The following is a 16,792-nucleotide window of genomic DNA, read 5'->3' on the forward strand; positions in this document are numbered from 1 at the left end:
GGCTTGGCTCGATCCGCTTTATATCGTTTGATACACTATGCCCCGTGCGGACGTGTCCGTACGGTCTGGTTAAGGGGTACCATGCCCCTATCCCTGCGCTGATTCTGGCGTCCTCCCTGTTTTCCAAAGCTATCTATGAATTACCGCAAGCTGACCTTGGTGTTGGCGGCGTTGGCGATGCTGGGGCCTTTTGCTACCGATGCCTATCTGCCGTCATTTCACCGTATCGGTGTTGAATTTTCCGTTGACCAGTCAATGGTTCAGCAGACCTTAAGTCTGTATCTGTTTGGTTTTGCCTTCATGAGCCTGTTCTGGGGCATGTTGTCCGACAGCTTCGGGCGGCGTCCCGTGATTCTGGCCTCACTGATCCTGTTTCTGATCGGGTCGGTGGGCTCGGCGCTGGCCCCCAGCTTTTCCTGGCTGTTGTTCTTCCGTTTGATCCAGGGCTGTTCGGCAGGTGCCGGGCGTGTCGTCGGTCAGGCCCTGGCGCGCGACTGTGTACAAGGGGTGCAAGCTCAGCGCTTGTTTGCCCACATCACGATGGTCTTCAGTCTGGCCCCGGCGCTTGCACCGGTCATGGGCGGCTATTTAAGTAGTTATTCGGGCTGGCGCTCGGTGTTCTGGATGCTGACGGTGCTCAGTATTGCCCTGATTGCGCTGTGCTGGCGGCAACTGCCTGAAACCTTGCCCGTGGCCTCGCGCCAGCCCTTGAAGCTGTGGGTGATTCTGGCCAATTACGCACGCGCCCTGAGCAATGGCCGCTTCGTGCTGGCGATCTCCGCCATTGCCTGTGCGTTTGGCGGCTTTGCCTTGTACATTTCGTCGGCGGCCAGCTTTGTGATTGGTGTGCTGGGTCTGACAGAAACCGCCTTTGCCTGGCTGTTCCTGCCCTTCATTGGCGGTATGTTGGGCGGTTCTATTCTGAATGCCCGCTTTGCTGAAAAGCTGGCTCCGGCACGCATGATTCGTCTGGGCCTGTCCCTTATGCTGGCTGGCGCGGCGTTCAACACCGTGTACAACCTCCTGTTCCAGGCAGAAGTGCCGTGGGCCGTGATGCCTATTTTTGTGTACGCCTTTGGCATGTCCATGGCCTTGCCGGGCATGACGGTGGTGACCTTGGGCACCTTCCCCACCATGCGCGGCCTGGCTTCCTCGGTACAAAGTGCCTGGCAAATGCTTTTGTTCGCCACCGTTTCCGGTGTGGTGGCTCCGCTGCTGTTCGATAGCGGCTTGTTGTTGGCCTTGGGCATGTTGTCGGCGGCTGCCTTGTCGGCCGGATTCTGGTGGTGCAGCCAGTTCCGTTCCAAATCGACCGAGGCTTCCGCCTAAGCCCTATGAAGATCGGGTGCTGCTGTCAGCGCCAGCGCGTTGAGCCAGGCTTGGATTGTTTTCCTGAGCGCCACTGTGATCTGCAGTGGCGCTTTTGCTTTCAGCCGCCGCAGGCACGGAAGGCGTAAACCATTGCACCAGGCCCATGCCCACCAAAATCAGCAGCACGCCCGCTATGCGTCCCATATGTACCGGGCGTGGGGTCAGGCCCATCAAACCGTAGTGGTCGATCAGCATGGAGCTGAGCATTTGCCCGGCCACCACACAGACAATAAAGCTGGCGGCGCCCATGCGTGGCGTCAGAATCAGGGCGGCGCTGATGTAAATGACCCCGCCAACGCCACCCGTCCATACCCACCAGGGGGCATGCGCCAGTTGCGCGGTCAGGGGAGCGGGGGCGCGCATCAGCCAGATTGTGGGCAGCACCAGAGCCGCACTGATACAGAGCGACACCAGTGTGGCCCAGAGCGGATGCCCCAGGACCTTACCCAGAACGGCATTGCTGGCAGCTTGAAATGGCACGGCCGAACCGGCAAAGACAGCCACCAACATACTGAACAAAGCGGTACCGGGCATGAGCGTATCTCCATAAGAATCAAAGCTCTATCTTGCACTATTCGCAATTCTTATTGAAATTAATAGTGTGCACAGTCATTATTCGTTATATGGATGAACTGCGCCGTATAGACCTGAATTTGATGCTGAGCCTGCATGCCTTGTTGACCGAGCAGCATGTGACGCGGGCTGCCCAGCGTCTGCATAAAAGTCAGCCTGCCGTGAGCCATGCCTTGGCGCATTTGCGTCAGGTGTTCAACGATCCCCTGCTGATACGTCGCGGCTCCCGGCTGGAACTGACCGCGCTGGCCTTGCAGTTGCAGCGTCCTCTGGAGCAGGCTTTGCAGCAGCTCAATGGCCTGCTGGATGCGGGTGGCTTTGATCCAGCCAGTGAACAACGTGAATTTCGCTTGGCCATGTCGGATTACGGCGCGCAAATTGTCTTGCCACCGTTGATGCGCCGCCTGCGTCGTGACGCACCGGGTATTCGGCTGGCGGTCAGCCAGGCCAGCCGGGAAGCCATGCAGGGTCAGCTTCGGGATGGCGAGATTGATCTGGCCTTGAGCGTGTTCTCGGAAATTCCGGCCGGCTTGCAGGCGCAGACCTTGTTTGAGGAACACCTGATCTGCATTGCGGATCGGGCCAGTCTGAGCGGCGGGCAAGCCCCTGCTTTGGAAGAGTGGTTGCAGCGCCCGCATGTGTTGCTGGCCATGCGTCCGGGAGGGGAAAGTGAGGTCGACAACGTCCTGAATCGGCTCGGTCTTAAACGGCAGATTGCCTTGTCCTTGCCGCATTGGAGTGCGGCAGCCCAAGTCCTGGCGGGCACGGACCTGATTTTGACGGTGTCCAGCCGCAGTGCCGAGCACTTGCGCGAACAGGCTGAACTGGTGTTTTTCCAGCCTCCCCTGCCCATTCCCTCGGTTTTGTTTCAGCAAGTCTGGCATAGCCGTCGCCACGCGGACCCGGCTCATGTCTGGCTGCGCCAGCAGTTGATGCAGTGCTGTTAAAGCCCGTCTTTACTCTTTATGACGGGCTATGGCTTGACGATAGGGCCTGCAGTTTCCGACAATTTATGTTTACTTTTGAATTCTCGTTTTTATCCGTTTAAACGGATGGATAAAACGTTTTGGATTGCGTTTGGCAGTCCCTGTGTAGTGCTTTTTGAATTGATTGTTGATGAACCCTGCTAATGCCTTGAATCTGGATGAAGACACCTTGCACAAGGAGGCACGAGCCTGGGTCAGCCGCCTGAAAACGTCCTCGCTGACCTCTCGTCAGGCTCGGGAGCTGCGCCGCTGGTGTGGGCGCAGTCCTTCTCATGCATCCGCTTTTGCGCACGCGCGCGAAATGTGGGATGCCATGCCCCAAGATCGTGAAGATTGGCTGCGCGAAGCCAAGTTGATGAAAAAACATGGCCACCAGCCTTTGCGTCGCGCCCTGCTGGGCGGTTTGCTGCTGGGTGGTGGCCTGTATCTGGTCGCCAAGCCTCCTATGCAGTTGTGGCCTTCCTTGGCTGATTTGCGTGCTGACTATCGCACGGGTGCGGGCGAGCAGCGGCGCGTGCAGTTGCTGGACCATGTCTGGCTGGATATGAATACGCGCAGTCGCCTGAACGTCGGTGACGACCCGCATCTGGGTCGAATTGTGGCTTTGCTGGATGGGGAAGTGGAAGTGCGACAGTCCGAGCGCTCGGCCTCGGTGTGTACGGTGTTTGCGGGTGCTGGCTCTATTCAGACCTTTAATGGCCGTACCAATATCCGCTATCTGGATGGCAAAACCGAAGTCACCTGTTTGTCCGGCAGTGCGCAGGTGGATTTTGGTGGACAGGGATATCGGCTGGCTGCCGGTGAGCAACTTGTTTACGGTCGCCATGCGATCAGCTCGGTGCAGACAGTCGCGGTGGAGGACTTCCCGTCCTGGCGTCAGGGCCGTCTGACTTTTCATGAGCAGCCTTTGTCGCAGGTGCTGGCCGAGCTGAACCGCTATTGGTCAGGACATCTGATTTTGCGAGACGCCACGTTAGGCTCTGTCTTGGTCAGCTTTGCCGTTAGTCTGGATAACTTGCCTGAGGCGCTGGACATTTTGCAGCAGTTATATGGCGTGGCGGTGACGCGCTTGCCTGGCGGAATCGCGCTTTTGAGTCGTGCTTGATTGAAAAAAGCCCGCTTCGCAGCGGGCTTTTTTTTACTCCTGTGTCTGCTCGGGTTCCTGCAAGCGGCTGACGTGCACCGTTGCAATACGACGCTGGCTGACTTCGGTAATCTCGAAGCGCAAGCCGTCTGCTTCAACGACCGTCCCTACCGTGGGCAGGGAGTCCAGACGCTCCAGCAGGAAACCGGCCACGGAATTGAAGCTGCTGTCTTTCAAAAGCAGGTCGTCCGCTTCCACGGCTTGGGCCAGCAAGAGCAGGTCTATGCTGCCATCCACTTGCCACAGATTGGGGCCAATCTGCTGAATGGCGGGTTGTTCGTCCTCGTCGGGGAACTCGCCGGCAATGGCCTCCAGAATGTCGATGGGGGTCAGCAGGCCTTCAATCGCGCCGTACTCGTCCGTTACCAGCACGAACTGGCCATTGGACTGCTTCAACATGGCAATCGCGCTGAGTACATCGGTGTGCTCGTGAACGATGATGGGCTCACGCAGATCCGGCCACAGTTTGACTTGCGGGTAGTCGTCCAGATCGGCCAGCAAATCCTTGGCGCGAGCCACACCCACCACCTGGTCCAGATCGCCCTGGCACACCGGCAAGAAGCTGTGTGGGGTGGAGCGCAGTTGCTGGCGCAAGGTATCGGCGGAGTCCTCGATATTGAGCCAGGTAATTTCCTGACGAGGCGTCATCAAGGAGCGAATCGGGCGTTCGGCCAGGCTGAGCACACCGCTGACCATATTGCGTTCTTCGGTGCGGAAAGCCTGCTCGTCCAGTTCCAGCTGGCTATCGTTGCCGTTGTCGTCCTTGTCTTCATTCTTGCGGTTGCTCAGCATGCGCAGTACGGCTTCCGCGGTACGGTCACGCAAAGGACGGCGTGACTGCGAGCGCTGCAGGCTGCGGCGGGCAATCTGGTTGAAGAACTCGATCAGGATGGAGAAACCAATGGCCGCGTACAGATAGCCCTTGGGGATCTTGAAGCCCAGGCCTTCGGCGGTCAGCGTCAGACCAATCATCAGCAAGAAGCTCAGGCACAGCACCACCACGGTGGGGTGGTTGTTCACGAAGGTGGTCAGTGGCTTGGAGGCCCAGATCATCAGCGCAATCGAGATAATGACGGCTGCCATCATGACGGGCAGTTGATCCACCATCCCCACGGCAGTAATCACCGCGTCCAGCGAGAACACGGCATCCAGCACCACAATTTGGGCTACCACGACACCAAAGCTGGCATAGGCCTTGTTGGTGCTGGAGTGATGATCGCCACCTTCCAGACGTTCATGCAGTTCGCTGGTGGCCTTGAACAGCAGGAACAGACCGCCCAGCAGCAGGATCAGGTCGCGCCCGGAGAAGCTGAGCGGGCCAATGGAGAACAGTGGCGTGGTCAGGGTGACCAGCCAGGAGACGATAGTAAGCAGACCCAGGCGCATGATCAGCGCCAGCGACAGTCCGATCAGGCGAGCACGGTCGCGCTGATGCGGGGGAAGTTTATCGGCCAGAATCGCGATAAAGATCAGGTTGTCGATGCCGAGAACAATCTCCAGCACCACCAGAGTTAATAAGCCGACCCAGATGCTGGGATCGAGTAGCCATTCCATGATGTTGTCCTGTTAGACAGATAAATAAGTGCAAAAAAGCAAAGAAGCGGGGCGCCGCGGCGCGTCAGGCGTCAGACGCGGGGCGGGCGGTGCTCCGGGGCAAATTCGCAGCAAATTGCTGGCAGGGAATAGGTCGGACAAGCCGATGGCCAGGCATGCAGCCAGAAAGACTGAACCGGGCAGGGCAAGGGGGTATCCGCGTGATCGGCGTACTGTTGCATGGGCGTGTGCGCCAAAATGGCGCTGAGCTGATGCAAAGGATGATTGGCGGATGAGACACGGCGTTCCGCAGACTCGGCTGCATCGGATTCGTGTTGAGCGAATAAAGCCGATTGACCACCTTGCACGGTTGCGTGGTAGTGGGAGCTGTAAGCCTGCAGGGGAAGAATAAGAAGCAAGACGACGACGAACCAGCGTCTCATAGTGTCTAAGGGAAGTCGATGACGGTTCAGTATATCGTATGCGGGCTGGCTCAATGCAAGTGTGCTGTGATGATGGATGGTCAGGTCGGGGTGGCAGGGGCCGCCATCGGGGCGCGTGGCAGCTTGGAAATAGGAGAGGGAAAGCTCAGCCCAGGCAGCCAAACCGGCCCTGATCAAAGTCGGCAATTGCCTGGGTAATTTCCTGTTGTGTATTCATCACAAAAGAGCCGTAGGTCAAAACGGGCTCATCAATGGGCTCGCCGCCCAGCAACAGTAGCTGGGTGTCGCTTTGGGCGTTCAGCCGGACAGTCCTGCCTTCCAGGCTGAGCAACACGACCTGAGCGGGGCGCACTCGCGTTTGCTGGTTCACTTGTACTTCGCCGTTTCGCACCAGCAAGCTGGTGTTCCAGCCCTCGGGCACCTGAAAGCAGGCTTGATGCCCGGCCTTGATCTGTATGTCCCACAACAGGAGCGGGCTGTGATGCCGGGCCGCGCCGGGCTGCTCCCGGTATTGCCCGGCAATCACTCGTATCTGTCCGGCCTGATCGGGCAGGGCCAGAACGGGAATGTCTGCGCTGGGCAGAGACTGCTGGCTGGGTGGCAGAGTTTTCGCACAAGCAGGCAGGTTGATCCATAGCTGCACCATTTCCCAGGTACCACCCTGACGGGCGAACGGCTCGGAGTGGCTGGCCTGATACAGCAGGCCGGAGGCCGCACTTAGCCATTGCACATCGCCCGGACCCAGAATGCCGCTATGACCGCTGGAGTCGCGATGCTCCAGCTCGCCCTGATACATCAGCGTGACGGTTTCAAAGCCGCGCTGCGGGGAGCCATGTACCTTGTGGCGACGGCTACGGGCCGGGTAGGGGGTGGGAGCGGCATAATTCAAGCGCAGAAAGGGGCTGTGCCGGTCCGCGTGGTCCTGATGGCTGAACAAGGTACGCGCCGCCAGGCCATCGTCACCCGCCAAAGAGGGGCATGGACTGAGGATGCTGGCGACCTTTTTCATGGCATGGGTTCCGATTGAAAGCGCATGCCTTCAAGGATAGGGGCGAAACCCCGCTATGATTAGCCCCCGCTATTGCAAAACTGTATTGCTTGGGCGGGCTGGACGAATGTGAGCAATTAGTAACCAAATTAACAAACGTAATCTTCCTGACCGCGCTAGCATTAGCGCACTTTGTTACGTAGAGAGTGGAATGGGGCAGGCTTTTCAGGCCTTGAGCGTCTGGCAGGTAATGGGCGTGGGCTTATTGTTCTTCGGCGGCATTTACGTGCTGTTTGCACTGGGCACCTTGGCGCTGACACATTGGCTTTTACCTGCCTTGGGTTGGGGACGCCCCCTGGACACGCGCCCTTTGCGTCCTGGCCAACTGCGCCGGGAACTGAAGCAATCCGGCACGGCCATTCTGATTTTTGGCACCGGCATGATTTTTCCCTGGGGCTTTTTGCAGCTGGGCTGGGCGCATTTGACGCCTGATGCCAGCGCGACCCGCATTGTTCTGGAAATTCTGGCTCTGGTGATCTGGAACGACGTGCACTTCTGGATCAATCACCGTCTCTTGCATACCCGCTGGTTGCGCCGTTATCACGGCCCGCACCATTCTTCCGTTGTGGTGACGCCGTTCTCCACCTACAGTTTCCACCCGCTGGAGTCGATCATGCTGGGCAATGTGATTTTGCTGCCCATGGTCGTGCATGACTTCAGTTTCTGGTCGCTTTTGTCCGTGCCCTTGTTCAGCCTGTTTTTCAACAGTATCGGCCACTCCAATTACGACTTTTTCCCCAATGTTTCCAGCCGCCATTGGCTGGCGGCCAGCCGTCGTCACCAGCGCCATCACGCGCAGTACAACGGCAATTACGGTTTTCAATTCAGCTTTATGGATCGCCTGTTTGGCACCCGCTTGCCCGATCGCCCCGAGGAGGCGCGGGGATGAGCGCTGCGTGGCGTTTGCGTCAGCCGCGCGATTGGCAAAGCCTGCTGTACCTGATTGCCTATCCTGTGTTGGTGGTCGCGCTTTGGCGGGGCGGCTTCTCCTGGATTCTGTACGGCTTGCTGCTGTTCCTGACGCTGGGCGTTGGCGTCATCAACCATAACCATCATCATCTGCGCATGTGGCGGGGGCGTCTCCCCAATCGCTTGACGGACTTCTGGCTGACCCTGGTACAGGGCCACCCCGCTTGCGTGTTCTGGCCTGCGCATGGGCGCAATCATCACCGCTATAAACATGGTGAAAAAGATGTGGCCCGCACCTACCGTTTTTGGCGGGGCGATACTAACGACACGCTGGGCTGGTTGATGCACCCCTTTGAGGCCGTACCTGCGCTGTACCCCATGATTTTTGGCTGGCTGGGCAGCTTGCGCCGGCATTGGCCGGGCGTCTGGGCCTATTGCATGGCGCAGTACGGTGTGTGGCTGGCTAGCTGGACGCTGGCCCTGGCGCTGGACCCGGTGAAAGGTTTCTTGTACGTCATCCTGCCGCAGCTGCACGGTTTGCACTGGCTGCTGACCACGAATTATCTGCAACATGCTCATGCCGACGGCAGTCATGAGGGCCGGCATGGCGAGCAACTGACCTATGCCCGCAATTTCGAGGGCCTGGTCAATCCCTTGCTTTTTAATATTGGCCTGCACGTGGCCCACCATGAGCATTCTCGCGCGCACTGGTCCGAGCTGACCCGGCTGCACGACACCGAATACCGAGCCCGCACCCCGGACGCCTTGAACGAAGGGGGGCTGGTGCCTTATATGCTGCGTGTTTTTGTGCTGGGCCTGTTCATGCCCCGCTACCGCAGTCAATCCTTGAACGCCGTGGGCCAGACGGAGCGTCGGCGTGATTCCGTGTAATCAGGAGTATTTCTATGCCCGTGGCCTTTGAGCACGTTGTTATCCATCAGGCCCAGTGGTTTATGCCCGGAGAGCCGGTCGATAACACCGCAATGGATAACTTTATTGCCCCCTTGAATCGTATTTCGGGGCGCATCAAGCAGCGCATTCTGGCCGAGAACGGTATTCAGCAGCGCTACTACGCCATTGGTGAAGATGGCAGCACGCGCTGGAGCAATACGGCCATGGCCGCCAATGCCGTGCGTGCGTGCCTGGAGCAGGCGGGTTTGAGCATGGCGGACGTGAGCTTGCTGGCCAGCGGCTCCTCGGGCGGGGATTTGTTGATGCCCGGCTTTGCCAATGCCATTCAAGGTGAGTTGGCCGCTCCTCCACTGGAGGTGCATTCGGTCCACGGAATTTGCGCCGCTGGCGTGACCGCCTTGCAGGCCGTTGCCCAGGGGATCGAGCTGGGTGCGCACCGTCACGGCATGGCCGTGGCCAGTGAAATGCCATCGCGCTTGTTCCGCCGATCGCGCTTTGCCTCGCAAGGCTATCAGGCGGACTTTGACTCACACTTCCTGCGCTGGATGTTGTCCGATGGTGCGGGCGCGGCCTTGTTAAGTCATCAAGATCAGGTTCTGCCCACAACGCAGCCCGGCGTCCGCCTGCGCCTGCGCTGGATTCATCAAAAATCCTTCTCGGGTGATTACCCGGTTTGCATGCAGCTGGGAGCAACGCGTGATTCCACCCGCAGCCATCTGGATTACGACTCCTGGGCCGAGGCCGAGCAAGACGGTGCCTTATCCCTGCGCCAGGACATTCGCCTGCTGCCGCATCTGTTCGACATCGGCATACACGAATACGTAAAACTGGTGCGCGATGGCTGGGTAGACCCCGAGCGCATCAGCCATTTCCTGTGCCATTACTCCTCCGAAAAATTCATCCCCGTGGTGGCAGATTTGCTGGAACAGGCTGGCCTGGGCATTCCTGCCGAGCGCTGGTACAGCAATCTGCGCTGGCGCGGCAATACGGGCGCAGCATCCATTCTGATCATGCTGGCCGAGTTCATGCGCGACCGGACCTTGACGCCCGGCGAGCAAATCCTGTGCTACGTGCCCGAGTCGGGCCGCTTCATGACGGCCTACATGCTGCTGGAAGTAGAAGCCTGCGATGCACCAGCCCTGGCTGTGTCTTACCCGTCTGCCAAACAGTCGGCTCCGGCCTCGGTGGATCAGGTGGATATTGCCCCTCCGCATGACCCGGCCACAGCCCCGCAAGGTTTGCGCGATCTGCTGACGCAATTGGCGCCCATCTGGCACGACTATCGCTCCCAAGTGTGGCGTACGCCCTTGCTGCGCAGCCTGCACGACGGTTCGATCCGCATGCAGGATTATCAAAAGTGGATGGCAGACTGGATTCCCCAGGTACGTGAAGGCGCCAAGTGGATGCGCGAAGCGTGCGATTCCCTGTCGCCCACCTATGCTCCGTTAGCCGAGCTGATTCGCTTGCACGCCGGCGAAGAACAGGACGACTTCAAGATTCTGTTCGAGGACTATCAGCATGCCGGTGGTACCGTGACCGAGATCGAGCAGCTGAGCCGTAATCCCGGCGGTCAGGCCCTGAACGCTTACCTGCATGCCCTGGCGGCCAGCCAGGACCCGATTGGTTTGCTGGGTGCGATTTACATTATTGAGGGCACTGGCCAGCGCATTGTTCCCGCCTTGTTACCTCTACTGAAATCCTCGCTGTCGCTGGAACCGAATATGTACCGTTTCCTGCACTACCATGGCATGAACGACGAGCATCACCTGGCCCGCTGGCTGGTGGCGGTGGAGCTGGCTCTGGATTGCGATGAAACAGGCCGCGCCGAGCAGATTATTATTGAAACCGCGCGTCGTACCGCCGCCCTGTATCTGATGCAGTTCCAATACGCGAAAGAGTTTTAAGTCATGGATCAAATCCCGGATTTTTTAAGCAAGCCGCACGACCCGCAGGACCCCAATCCTTGGCGGGCCCTGTATCTGGATCGCAGCACGCCCCTGCCTGATGAAGTGAAGCAGGCCTGGCTAGCTGATTCCAGCTCTTCATCGCGCCAGTACCTTTTGCCGTTCCTGCGGCCATTGGCGCGCCTGATGATTATCGTGATTCAGGTCGTTAAAACCTTTTTGCCGCGCAAATGGTCGCATTCGGGGCTGTTGCATCGCATTCTGGTCTGGGGCTTGAAGCGCTTTGTCTCGCCACAGGCCAACTGGCTGATTCTGCGTCACTTCCATTTGGGATCACAGGTGCTGGCCTTTATCGCGGCCAATTCGCCCACCAAGGTGCCGACTACGCCGCTCACGCCCATGAACATCGACGAATTGCGCGATCACACCTTTGTGAAGCACGATTTGAATCTGTTCAATTTCGTGATCCGGCTCAATCAGACCTTGCGGGACAATAATCAGGAAATCGGCCCGCCGGAACGCGTGGATTTCTCCATGATCCAGCCCGTGCCTTTGGCGCTGGACGATATGCCGCAAGGCTCGCTGAACAAGATGGATCTGCAAAGCGCCATCGAACTGTTCACGCCCCTGTACCAGTTGCTGCTGACTGATAACGACTTCTGGCGTGCGGCCAATTCCCTGCAGCTGGACGAGACCATCGGGATTTACGCGGCCAAGATTTTGCAGGCACCCGAGCATTTGATTCTGGTGAACAATGGTCACCCCTTGGTGCCCATGTCGACCTTGCGAGCAGGTTACCGTTTGGTGCTGCACGGTCTGTCTACAGAGATGCTGCATAGCTTGCTCAATCAGATGAAGCAGGCGCAAGCGCAGGCAGAGGGGGCTCAAACACCGGATTTGGGGCAGGGCGATAGTTCGGTTTCTGCCGAGATGTAAAAACAAAAACGGCTCAATAATGAGCCGTTTTTCTATTGGGCACATGGCCCATTTCCAACCATGCTGTTGGCTACTTTCTGAGACTTAGTTGCGCTTGGTATAGGCCATGTACAGCTCATGAGCACGGGTTTCAATCGGGCCGCGGGCGTAGTGGCGATCGTCAATGCGATTGCAGTGCAGGACCTTGCCGTTATTGCCGGTGCTAAATACTTCATCGGCATCCAGTACGTCTTGTGGTGTCAGGCTGGCTTCACGTACCTCAGTTCCGTCGTCGCGCAGCAGCTGCATGACACGCTGGCGGGTAATGCCGTTCAGGAAGGTGCCGTTCAATGCCGGGGTCAGGGCGACGCCGTCACGCACAATCCACAGATTGGCAACAGCGAACTCGGCCACCTTGCCCTTGGAGTCCAGCACGATGGCGTTGTCAAAACCGCGTGCGCTGGCATCACGCAAAATACGCTGGGTGTTGGGATACAGGCAGGAGGCTTTGGCATCGGTAGGAGCCATGGACGGATCGGGGCGCAGGAATTCGCTGAAGGTCGCGCTAAAGCCGCTATCAGCAGGCAGTGGGGATTCAAAAATATGAATGGCCAGCTGGGTGGTGGCCGGGTCGGGCAGCAAGAAACCGCCGGGTGCGAAATACAACAGCTTGATGTAGTAATCCGTAGTGTGAGACAGCTTTTTCAGGCCTTCGCGCACCAGGTCCACGGTTTGCTGCGGCGTCATCACCGGCTCCATGCCCAGGGTGAGGGCAGAACGGTTCAAGCGCTCGCAGTGCAGGTCCAGATCCGGAGTATGGCCTTGAATAGAACGGGCACCGTCAAAGACCGTGGTGGCCATCCAGAACGCATGGTCGGTCGCGCCAATCAAAGGTGCGCTGGTGCTATTCCATTGACCGTTGGACCACGTGATTTCATTTTTACTCATGGGGCTTTCCTCCTGGTTTTGTTGGGACGTAGTGGCAATTTATCTTGTCGTTGTACTATTTCCAACACACATAATAGAGAGCAAAAAACGACTTGAGGTGGTGTCAGCGTGCTATCTGATATTTACAAAACATATAACTGGACGCTGGCCGAGCTGCATGCTTTCTGCCTGATCTGCGAATGTCAGAACCTGAGTCAGGCCGCGCTGCGTATCGGGATCAGCCAGTCGGCTATTTCCCTGATGGTGCAACGTTGGCGACAGGCGCTGGGTGATCCTTTGTTTGTACGGGCGCGCTATGGTGTGGCACCCACGCAGATCGCCATTGCACTGCGCGAAAAACTGCAACCGTTGCTGGAAGAAGTGGGTATTGCCTTGACGCAAACCCAAGGCTTCAATCCTGCTCAGTCTACGCGTGTTTTCAAGGTCCATATGACGGATATTGGCCAGCTGGTTTTTTTGCCGGGGCTGAACAATTTTGTCGCCAAACACGCGCCAGGTATTCGCCTGGTCATCAAGAATCTGGGCTGGGAATCGCTGGAAAGCGGTTTGAGTTCGGGCGAGATTGATCTGGCGATTGGCTCTTTGCCCATGATTAAAGGGCGAGTGCATTCGCGCGTGTTCCGCCACGAGCGTTATGTGACGGCCATGCGCAAAGGCCATCCTCTGGCCAGAAATGAGCTGGATCTGGAAGCCTTTGTGGCGGCTGATCATCTGGCCATTGATGCCACCAGCAGCGGGCATTCTCTGGTGGAAAACGCCCTGCGCTCCCTGGATATGCGGCGCAATATCAGCCTGACGATTCCCCACTATCTGGCTGCGGAGCAGATTCTGGTTAACAGTAATTATTTGCTGACCGTGCCCAATGTGGCCGTCCTGTCTTTCCAGGACCCTGCCGCCTTGTGCATTGTGCCTACGCCGCTGGCTCTGCCCAGCTTTGATGTGCGCGTACATTGGCATGAGCGCAGTCGCCAGGACGAAGGCGTGCGCTGGTTGCGTACGGCCATTTCGGATTTGTTCGGGCAGCGCTAAGCCTATTTGGTGATTAGGATGCGGTTTGCACAAGGGCTGTACACGGTTTGCGAAGGCCGTCGTTCAGCACCTTGCCCATTTGGCTATCAAGCAAATTTCAGCACGGCTTCCAGCTCGTGCTCCCCATAGGTGCCGCCTGTCAGCTCAAAGCCCAGTTTCGAGTAGAACGCTTCCGGGCTGCCTTCACCTCGGCTATAGCCTAGCCGAATTTCCTTGTAGCCCTGGTACTTCAGATCATGAATCAGCAGTGCAATTGCTTTGCGCCCGAAACCCAGGTTTTGGAAGGGGGCTGCAATCATGAAACGCCATAAAAAGGCACCAGGATACAGAATGCCTTCGTCGTGGTCGGCACCGATATGCAGCATGATAAAGCCCACCAGGGTGTCATCGGCGTAGATGGCACGGAACCAGGCATTCTCGGAAAAGTGCGCCTCTGCAATGGAGGTGCCATTGTCGGCAATCATGCTGCGCTGTGCGGGAGAGAGGGTCTCGCTTAGCTCACATACCTCGTAGACGGATTGCGAGTTGATGCGACGAAAAGAGACGGTGGCGTCTTTGGAAACGGTTTGTTCACTCATATGAATTCAAGGTTTCATGTTCAGTTAAAAGGCGCTCGGTTCAGGCGTGTTTGGACCCGTAGGTGATGCGTCGTAGAACCGCCTCCAGTGGGCCACGTCCCCAGCGCTGGGCGATCAGGCCTGTCAGACTCATGGCCAGCAAAGCCAGGCCAATGGAGATCAATAGCAGTGCTGCATTGCCAAAGGAGTCAAACAGATCCAGGCCATAGCTGCTGAAAACAAGACCCGCCAGAATGCCTTGGCTGACATAGGCGCTCAGTGAATTGCGGCCCGCCTCAATCAGTACATTGGGCAAGCTGAGCCATTGTCCGCAACGCAGCAGCAGGTACAGATACACCGTGGCTAGCAAGGGCGCGCCGATGGCGATGCTGAACAGACCCGTCAGCCCCATCAGGTTTTCTTCGTTGGTCACGGAGGCGCTAAAGAAGTTGATCGCCAAAGCCAATGGCAGGAGCCAGGGCAGGGCGCGCCCCAGCTTTTGTTGTCCGGCGCTATGAGCTTCAAAAAAGTTGCTTTTAGCCGCGGCCAAACCCATCAGCATGGCTCCAAAGGCCAGTGGACCCTGGTACAGAAACAGGAAAACAAAGGACTCCGGCCATTCGCTGATGCGTGCCAGTGTCGCCTCGGAGAAGGCACCGCCTAGGGAGTACACCGGGGCCATGTCTTCGCTACCGGCCAGCAGATAAGCGATCAGTGCCAGGCTGACAATTTCTACCAGCACCATCAACAACGCCACCTTGATCAACCCGCGCGGGGAGAGCTTGCGTAGCGGCCAGATCAGCACACCCAGCACTGAGTAAAGCAGCAGGATATCGCCGGTAAAAACCAGCGTCGCGTGCAAGCAACCCAGCACGGCCAGGCCGAACATGCGGCGGAAGTAGCGGCTGCTGAGGGGGACGCCAGCACGTTCGGCAGAGCGCGCCTGGATTTCTATGCCCCAGCCAAAAATCAGCGAGAACAGCAGGAAGAATTTGCCCTGAAACAGAAATTCGATCAGGAAGGCAGCCATGTGGTCATAGGAGGAGGATGTGGCTGTCGGGCCACTGTCGCTCAGCGCCAGATAGGGCAGGTTCACCACACAAATACCGATCAGGGCAGCGGTGCGAATCAGGTCGATGGAGGAGTTGCGAGAAGCCGTAGACATGGATGTTTATTGATTGAGCGCTTGTTCAATGCCATAATATTGAGCGCTTGCTCAATGTGTCAATAGGAAGGGAAGGTGATGAGTGAAAAAGAAGACAGTGCCACACGAATTCGACAGGCCGCGGTTGAGGTCCTGATGGAAGTTGGTGTTCGTGCCGCCACCACTCGCATGGTGACCGAACGGGCTGGTGTGGGCCGTGGACTGTTGAACCATTACTTTCGCTGGTCCGAATTGCGGGCCGAGGCTTGGGGCGAGATCTTCGATCAGCTCATGGAATGGGAGGCTGCGCAATCTGCAGACCCTCGGGTTCTGATGGAGGATTACCTGAAGACGGCCTTTGAAGAGCGCAATCGCATCTATTGGTTTTTGTGGATTGATGCCACTGATCTGGCCAAAACCGATGCAGCCCTGGCCGTAGTGACCACCCGCGTGCATAAAAGAATGCTGGAACAACTGGCCTCTTACCTGAGTCGGGGCACGGAGCAAGGTTTTTGGCAGGTACCCGATGCCCTGGGCACGGCACTGCGCTTATCTGCGATGTATGACGGCTTGGCCAATATGCTGTTGACCGATTTTACGGATCTGAGCCCTGCCCAGGCCGAACAGCATTTGCGACATTTATTTTTTCTGGAAACCCGGCCGATTCTGTCCGGCTCACAAGGCTGAGGGTGCAAGGTCTGTCGTATCAAGGAGAAGTTGTTTGAATAATCAGAACAAAAATGTGCCTGTACGGGCACTGGATAGAATCACCACCTTCGAGGATGGCGACCCCAATGAGAACCCTTGGGTGGCAGGCCAGCCTAAAGCAGAGCTGATCGAGGTTCAGGACTACGACGCGAACTGGCCGGTGCTGTATCAGCGCTTGAGTCAGGAAATTCAGGCGGCCCTGGGCAATAAGGCCCTGACTATTGCGCATGTGGGCTCGACCGCGGTGCTCGGCCTGCCTGCCAAGCCTGTGATTGATATTGATGTGCTGGTGGCCGACCCGGAGCAGGAAGAGGACTATGTTCCTGCGTTGAATGCCTTGGGTTATGAGTTGAGCATACGTGAGCGCTCCTGGTATCAGCACCGCATGCTGCGTCAGGAAGAGCCGCGTGTGAATCTGCATGTGTTCGGCCCGGATTGCCCTGAACATATTCGCCATATCCTGTTTCGGGACTGGCTGGGTACGCATCCCGAGGATTTGCAGCGCTATGCCCAGGCCAAAATGCAGGCTAAAGAAGGGGCTGGCAGTGTGCGGGATTACAACCAGCGAAAGCAGGCAGTAGTGCGGAATATTTATCAAAAGATTTTTGCATCGCAGGGACTGTCGTCTTGAGCCTGGCCGGTGTTCTTGTCCCGGCTGCAGCCTTGAC

The 16,792-nt window shown here is 57.7% G+C and carries 17 protein-coding genes; 10 read left to right on the forward strand and 7 right to left on the reverse strand.

From position 1 onward, the window contains the following. Positions 1-135 precede the first annotated feature (135 nt). Positions 136-1,329: a multidrug effflux MFS transporter gene (locus NIZ92_RS01565; protein WP_060186123.1), complete on the forward strand. Its 1,194-nt coding sequence runs from the start codon at positions 136-138 to the stop codon at positions 1,327-1,329. Positions 1,330-1,332: 3 nt separating this feature from the next. On the opposite strand, the gene NIZ92_RS01570 is transcribed toward NIZ92_RS01565, so the two are convergent. After that, positions 1,333-1,905, reverse strand: a complete 573-nt coding sequence (locus NIZ92_RS01570) for a DMT family transporter (RefSeq protein WP_254002583.1) — start codon at positions 1,903-1,905, stop codon at positions 1,333-1,335. Between the two features lie 89 nt (positions 1,906-1,994). On the opposite strand from NIZ92_RS01570, the gene NIZ92_RS01575 reads away from it, so the two are divergent. Further along, a complete protein-coding gene (locus NIZ92_RS01575; protein WP_009462789.1) occupies positions 1,995-2,891 on the forward strand; it encodes a LysR family transcriptional regulator in 897 nt (298 codons plus the stop codon). Positions 2,892-3,060: 169 nt separating this feature from the next. After that, positions 3,061-4,035 (forward strand): FecR domain-containing protein, encoded by a 975-nt coding sequence (locus NIZ92_RS01580; protein WP_254002584.1) that lies wholly within the window; start codon positions 3,061-3,063, stop codon positions 4,033-4,035. Positions 4,036-4,068: 33 nt separating this feature from the next. Here the strand turns inward: NIZ92_RS01580 and NIZ92_RS01585 are convergent, their stop codons facing one another. From NIZ92_RS01585 to NIZ92_RS01595, 3 genes are all read right to left on the reverse strand, one after another. After that, a complete protein-coding gene (locus tag NIZ92_RS01585; protein WP_254002585.1) occupies positions 4,069-5,628 on the reverse strand; it encodes a TerC family protein in 1,560 nt (519 codons plus the stop codon). A 71-nt stretch (positions 5,629-5,699) separates the two neighbouring features. Further along, positions 5,700-6,050 (reverse strand): hypothetical protein, encoded by a 351-nt coding sequence (locus NIZ92_RS01590; RefSeq protein WP_035268424.1) that lies wholly within the window; start codon positions 6,048-6,050, stop codon positions 5,700-5,702. 145 nt (positions 6,051-6,195) lie between these two features. Next, entirely contained in the window at positions 6,196-7,059 is an 864-nt protein-coding gene (locus tag NIZ92_RS01595) for a pirin family protein (protein ID WP_254002586.1), read from the reverse strand. A gap of 190 nt (positions 7,060-7,249) precedes the next feature. Here NIZ92_RS01595 and NIZ92_RS01600 point away from each other — a divergent pair, with 190 nt between their 5' ends. The 4 genes from NIZ92_RS01600 to NIZ92_RS01615 are packed head-to-tail and all read left to right on the forward strand — an operon-like array spanning position 7,250 to position 11,759. Continuing rightward, positions 7,250-7,987, forward strand: coding sequence for a sterol desaturase family protein (locus tag NIZ92_RS01600; RefSeq protein ID WP_035268419.1), 738 nt, complete (start codon positions 7,250-7,252; stop codon positions 7,985-7,987). Next, positions 7,984-8,898 (forward strand): fatty acid desaturase, encoded by a 915-nt coding sequence (locus NIZ92_RS01605; RefSeq protein WP_254002587.1) that lies wholly within the window; start codon positions 7,984-7,986, stop codon positions 8,896-8,898. The genes NIZ92_RS01600 and NIZ92_RS01605 overlap by 4 nt, the downstream gene beginning before the upstream one ends. Positions 8,899-8,912: 14 nt before the next feature. Further along, positions 8,913-10,823: a beta-ketoacyl-ACP synthase III gene (locus NIZ92_RS01610; protein ID WP_254002588.1), complete on the forward strand. Its 1,911-nt coding sequence runs from the start codon at positions 8,913-8,915 to the stop codon at positions 10,821-10,823. Positions 10,824-10,826: 3 nt separating this feature from the next. Continuing rightward, positions 10,827-11,759, forward strand: coding sequence for a hypothetical protein (locus NIZ92_RS01615; protein WP_254002589.1), 933 nt, complete (start codon positions 10,827-10,829; stop codon positions 11,757-11,759). 84 nt (positions 11,760-11,843) lie between these two features. Here the strand turns inward: NIZ92_RS01615 and NIZ92_RS01620 are convergent, their stop codons facing one another. Beyond that, entirely contained in the window at positions 11,844-12,686 is an 843-nt protein-coding gene (locus NIZ92_RS01620; protein ID WP_254002590.1) for a branched-chain amino acid aminotransferase, read from the reverse strand. Positions 12,687-12,794: 108 nt separating this feature from the next. Between NIZ92_RS01620 and NIZ92_RS01625 the strand changes: the two genes are divergently transcribed. After that, complete coding sequence (locus NIZ92_RS01625) at positions 12,795-13,715, forward strand: LysR family transcriptional regulator (RefSeq protein WP_060186133.1); 921 nt, start codon at positions 12,795-12,797, stop codon at positions 13,713-13,715. A gap of 86 nt (positions 13,716-13,801) precedes the next feature. On the opposite strand, the gene NIZ92_RS01630 is transcribed toward NIZ92_RS01625, so the two are convergent. Together NIZ92_RS01630 and NIZ92_RS01635 are read right to left on the reverse strand one after the other, a co-directional pair. Beyond that, the gene (locus tag NIZ92_RS01630; protein ID WP_254002591.1) at positions 13,802-14,293 is read right to left on the reverse strand and encodes an N-acetyltransferase; all 492 of its coding nucleotides are present in this window, start codon (positions 14,291-14,293) and stop codon (positions 13,802-13,804) included. Positions 14,294-14,333: 40 nt separating this feature from the next. After that, positions 14,334-15,437: a DUF418 domain-containing protein gene (locus NIZ92_RS01635; protein WP_254002592.1), complete on the reverse strand. Its 1,104-nt coding sequence runs from the start codon at positions 15,435-15,437 to the stop codon at positions 14,334-14,336. Between the two features lie 78 nt (positions 15,438-15,515). Here NIZ92_RS01635 and NIZ92_RS01640 point away from each other — a divergent pair, with 78 nt between their 5' ends. Together NIZ92_RS01640 and NIZ92_RS01645 are read left to right on the forward strand one after the other, a co-directional pair. Continuing rightward, positions 15,516-16,103 carry a TetR/AcrR family transcriptional regulator gene (locus tag NIZ92_RS01640; protein ID WP_083054320.1) on the forward strand — a complete coding sequence of 196 codons (588 nt, stop codon included), beginning with the start codon at positions 15,516-15,518 and terminating at the stop codon, positions 16,101-16,103. A 34-nt stretch (positions 16,104-16,137) separates the two neighbouring features. Beyond that, a complete protein-coding gene (locus tag NIZ92_RS01645; RefSeq protein ID WP_254002593.1) occupies positions 16,138-16,755 on the forward strand; it encodes a GrpB family protein in 618 nt (205 codons plus the stop codon). The last annotated feature ends 37 nt before the right edge of the window (positions 16,756-16,792 follow it).

This window comes from Alcaligenes sp. 1735tsa3, from assembly GCF_024134565.1.
GTDB lineage: Bacteria > Pseudomonadota > Gammaproteobacteria > Burkholderiales > Burkholderiaceae_B > Alcaligenes > Alcaligenes phenolicus.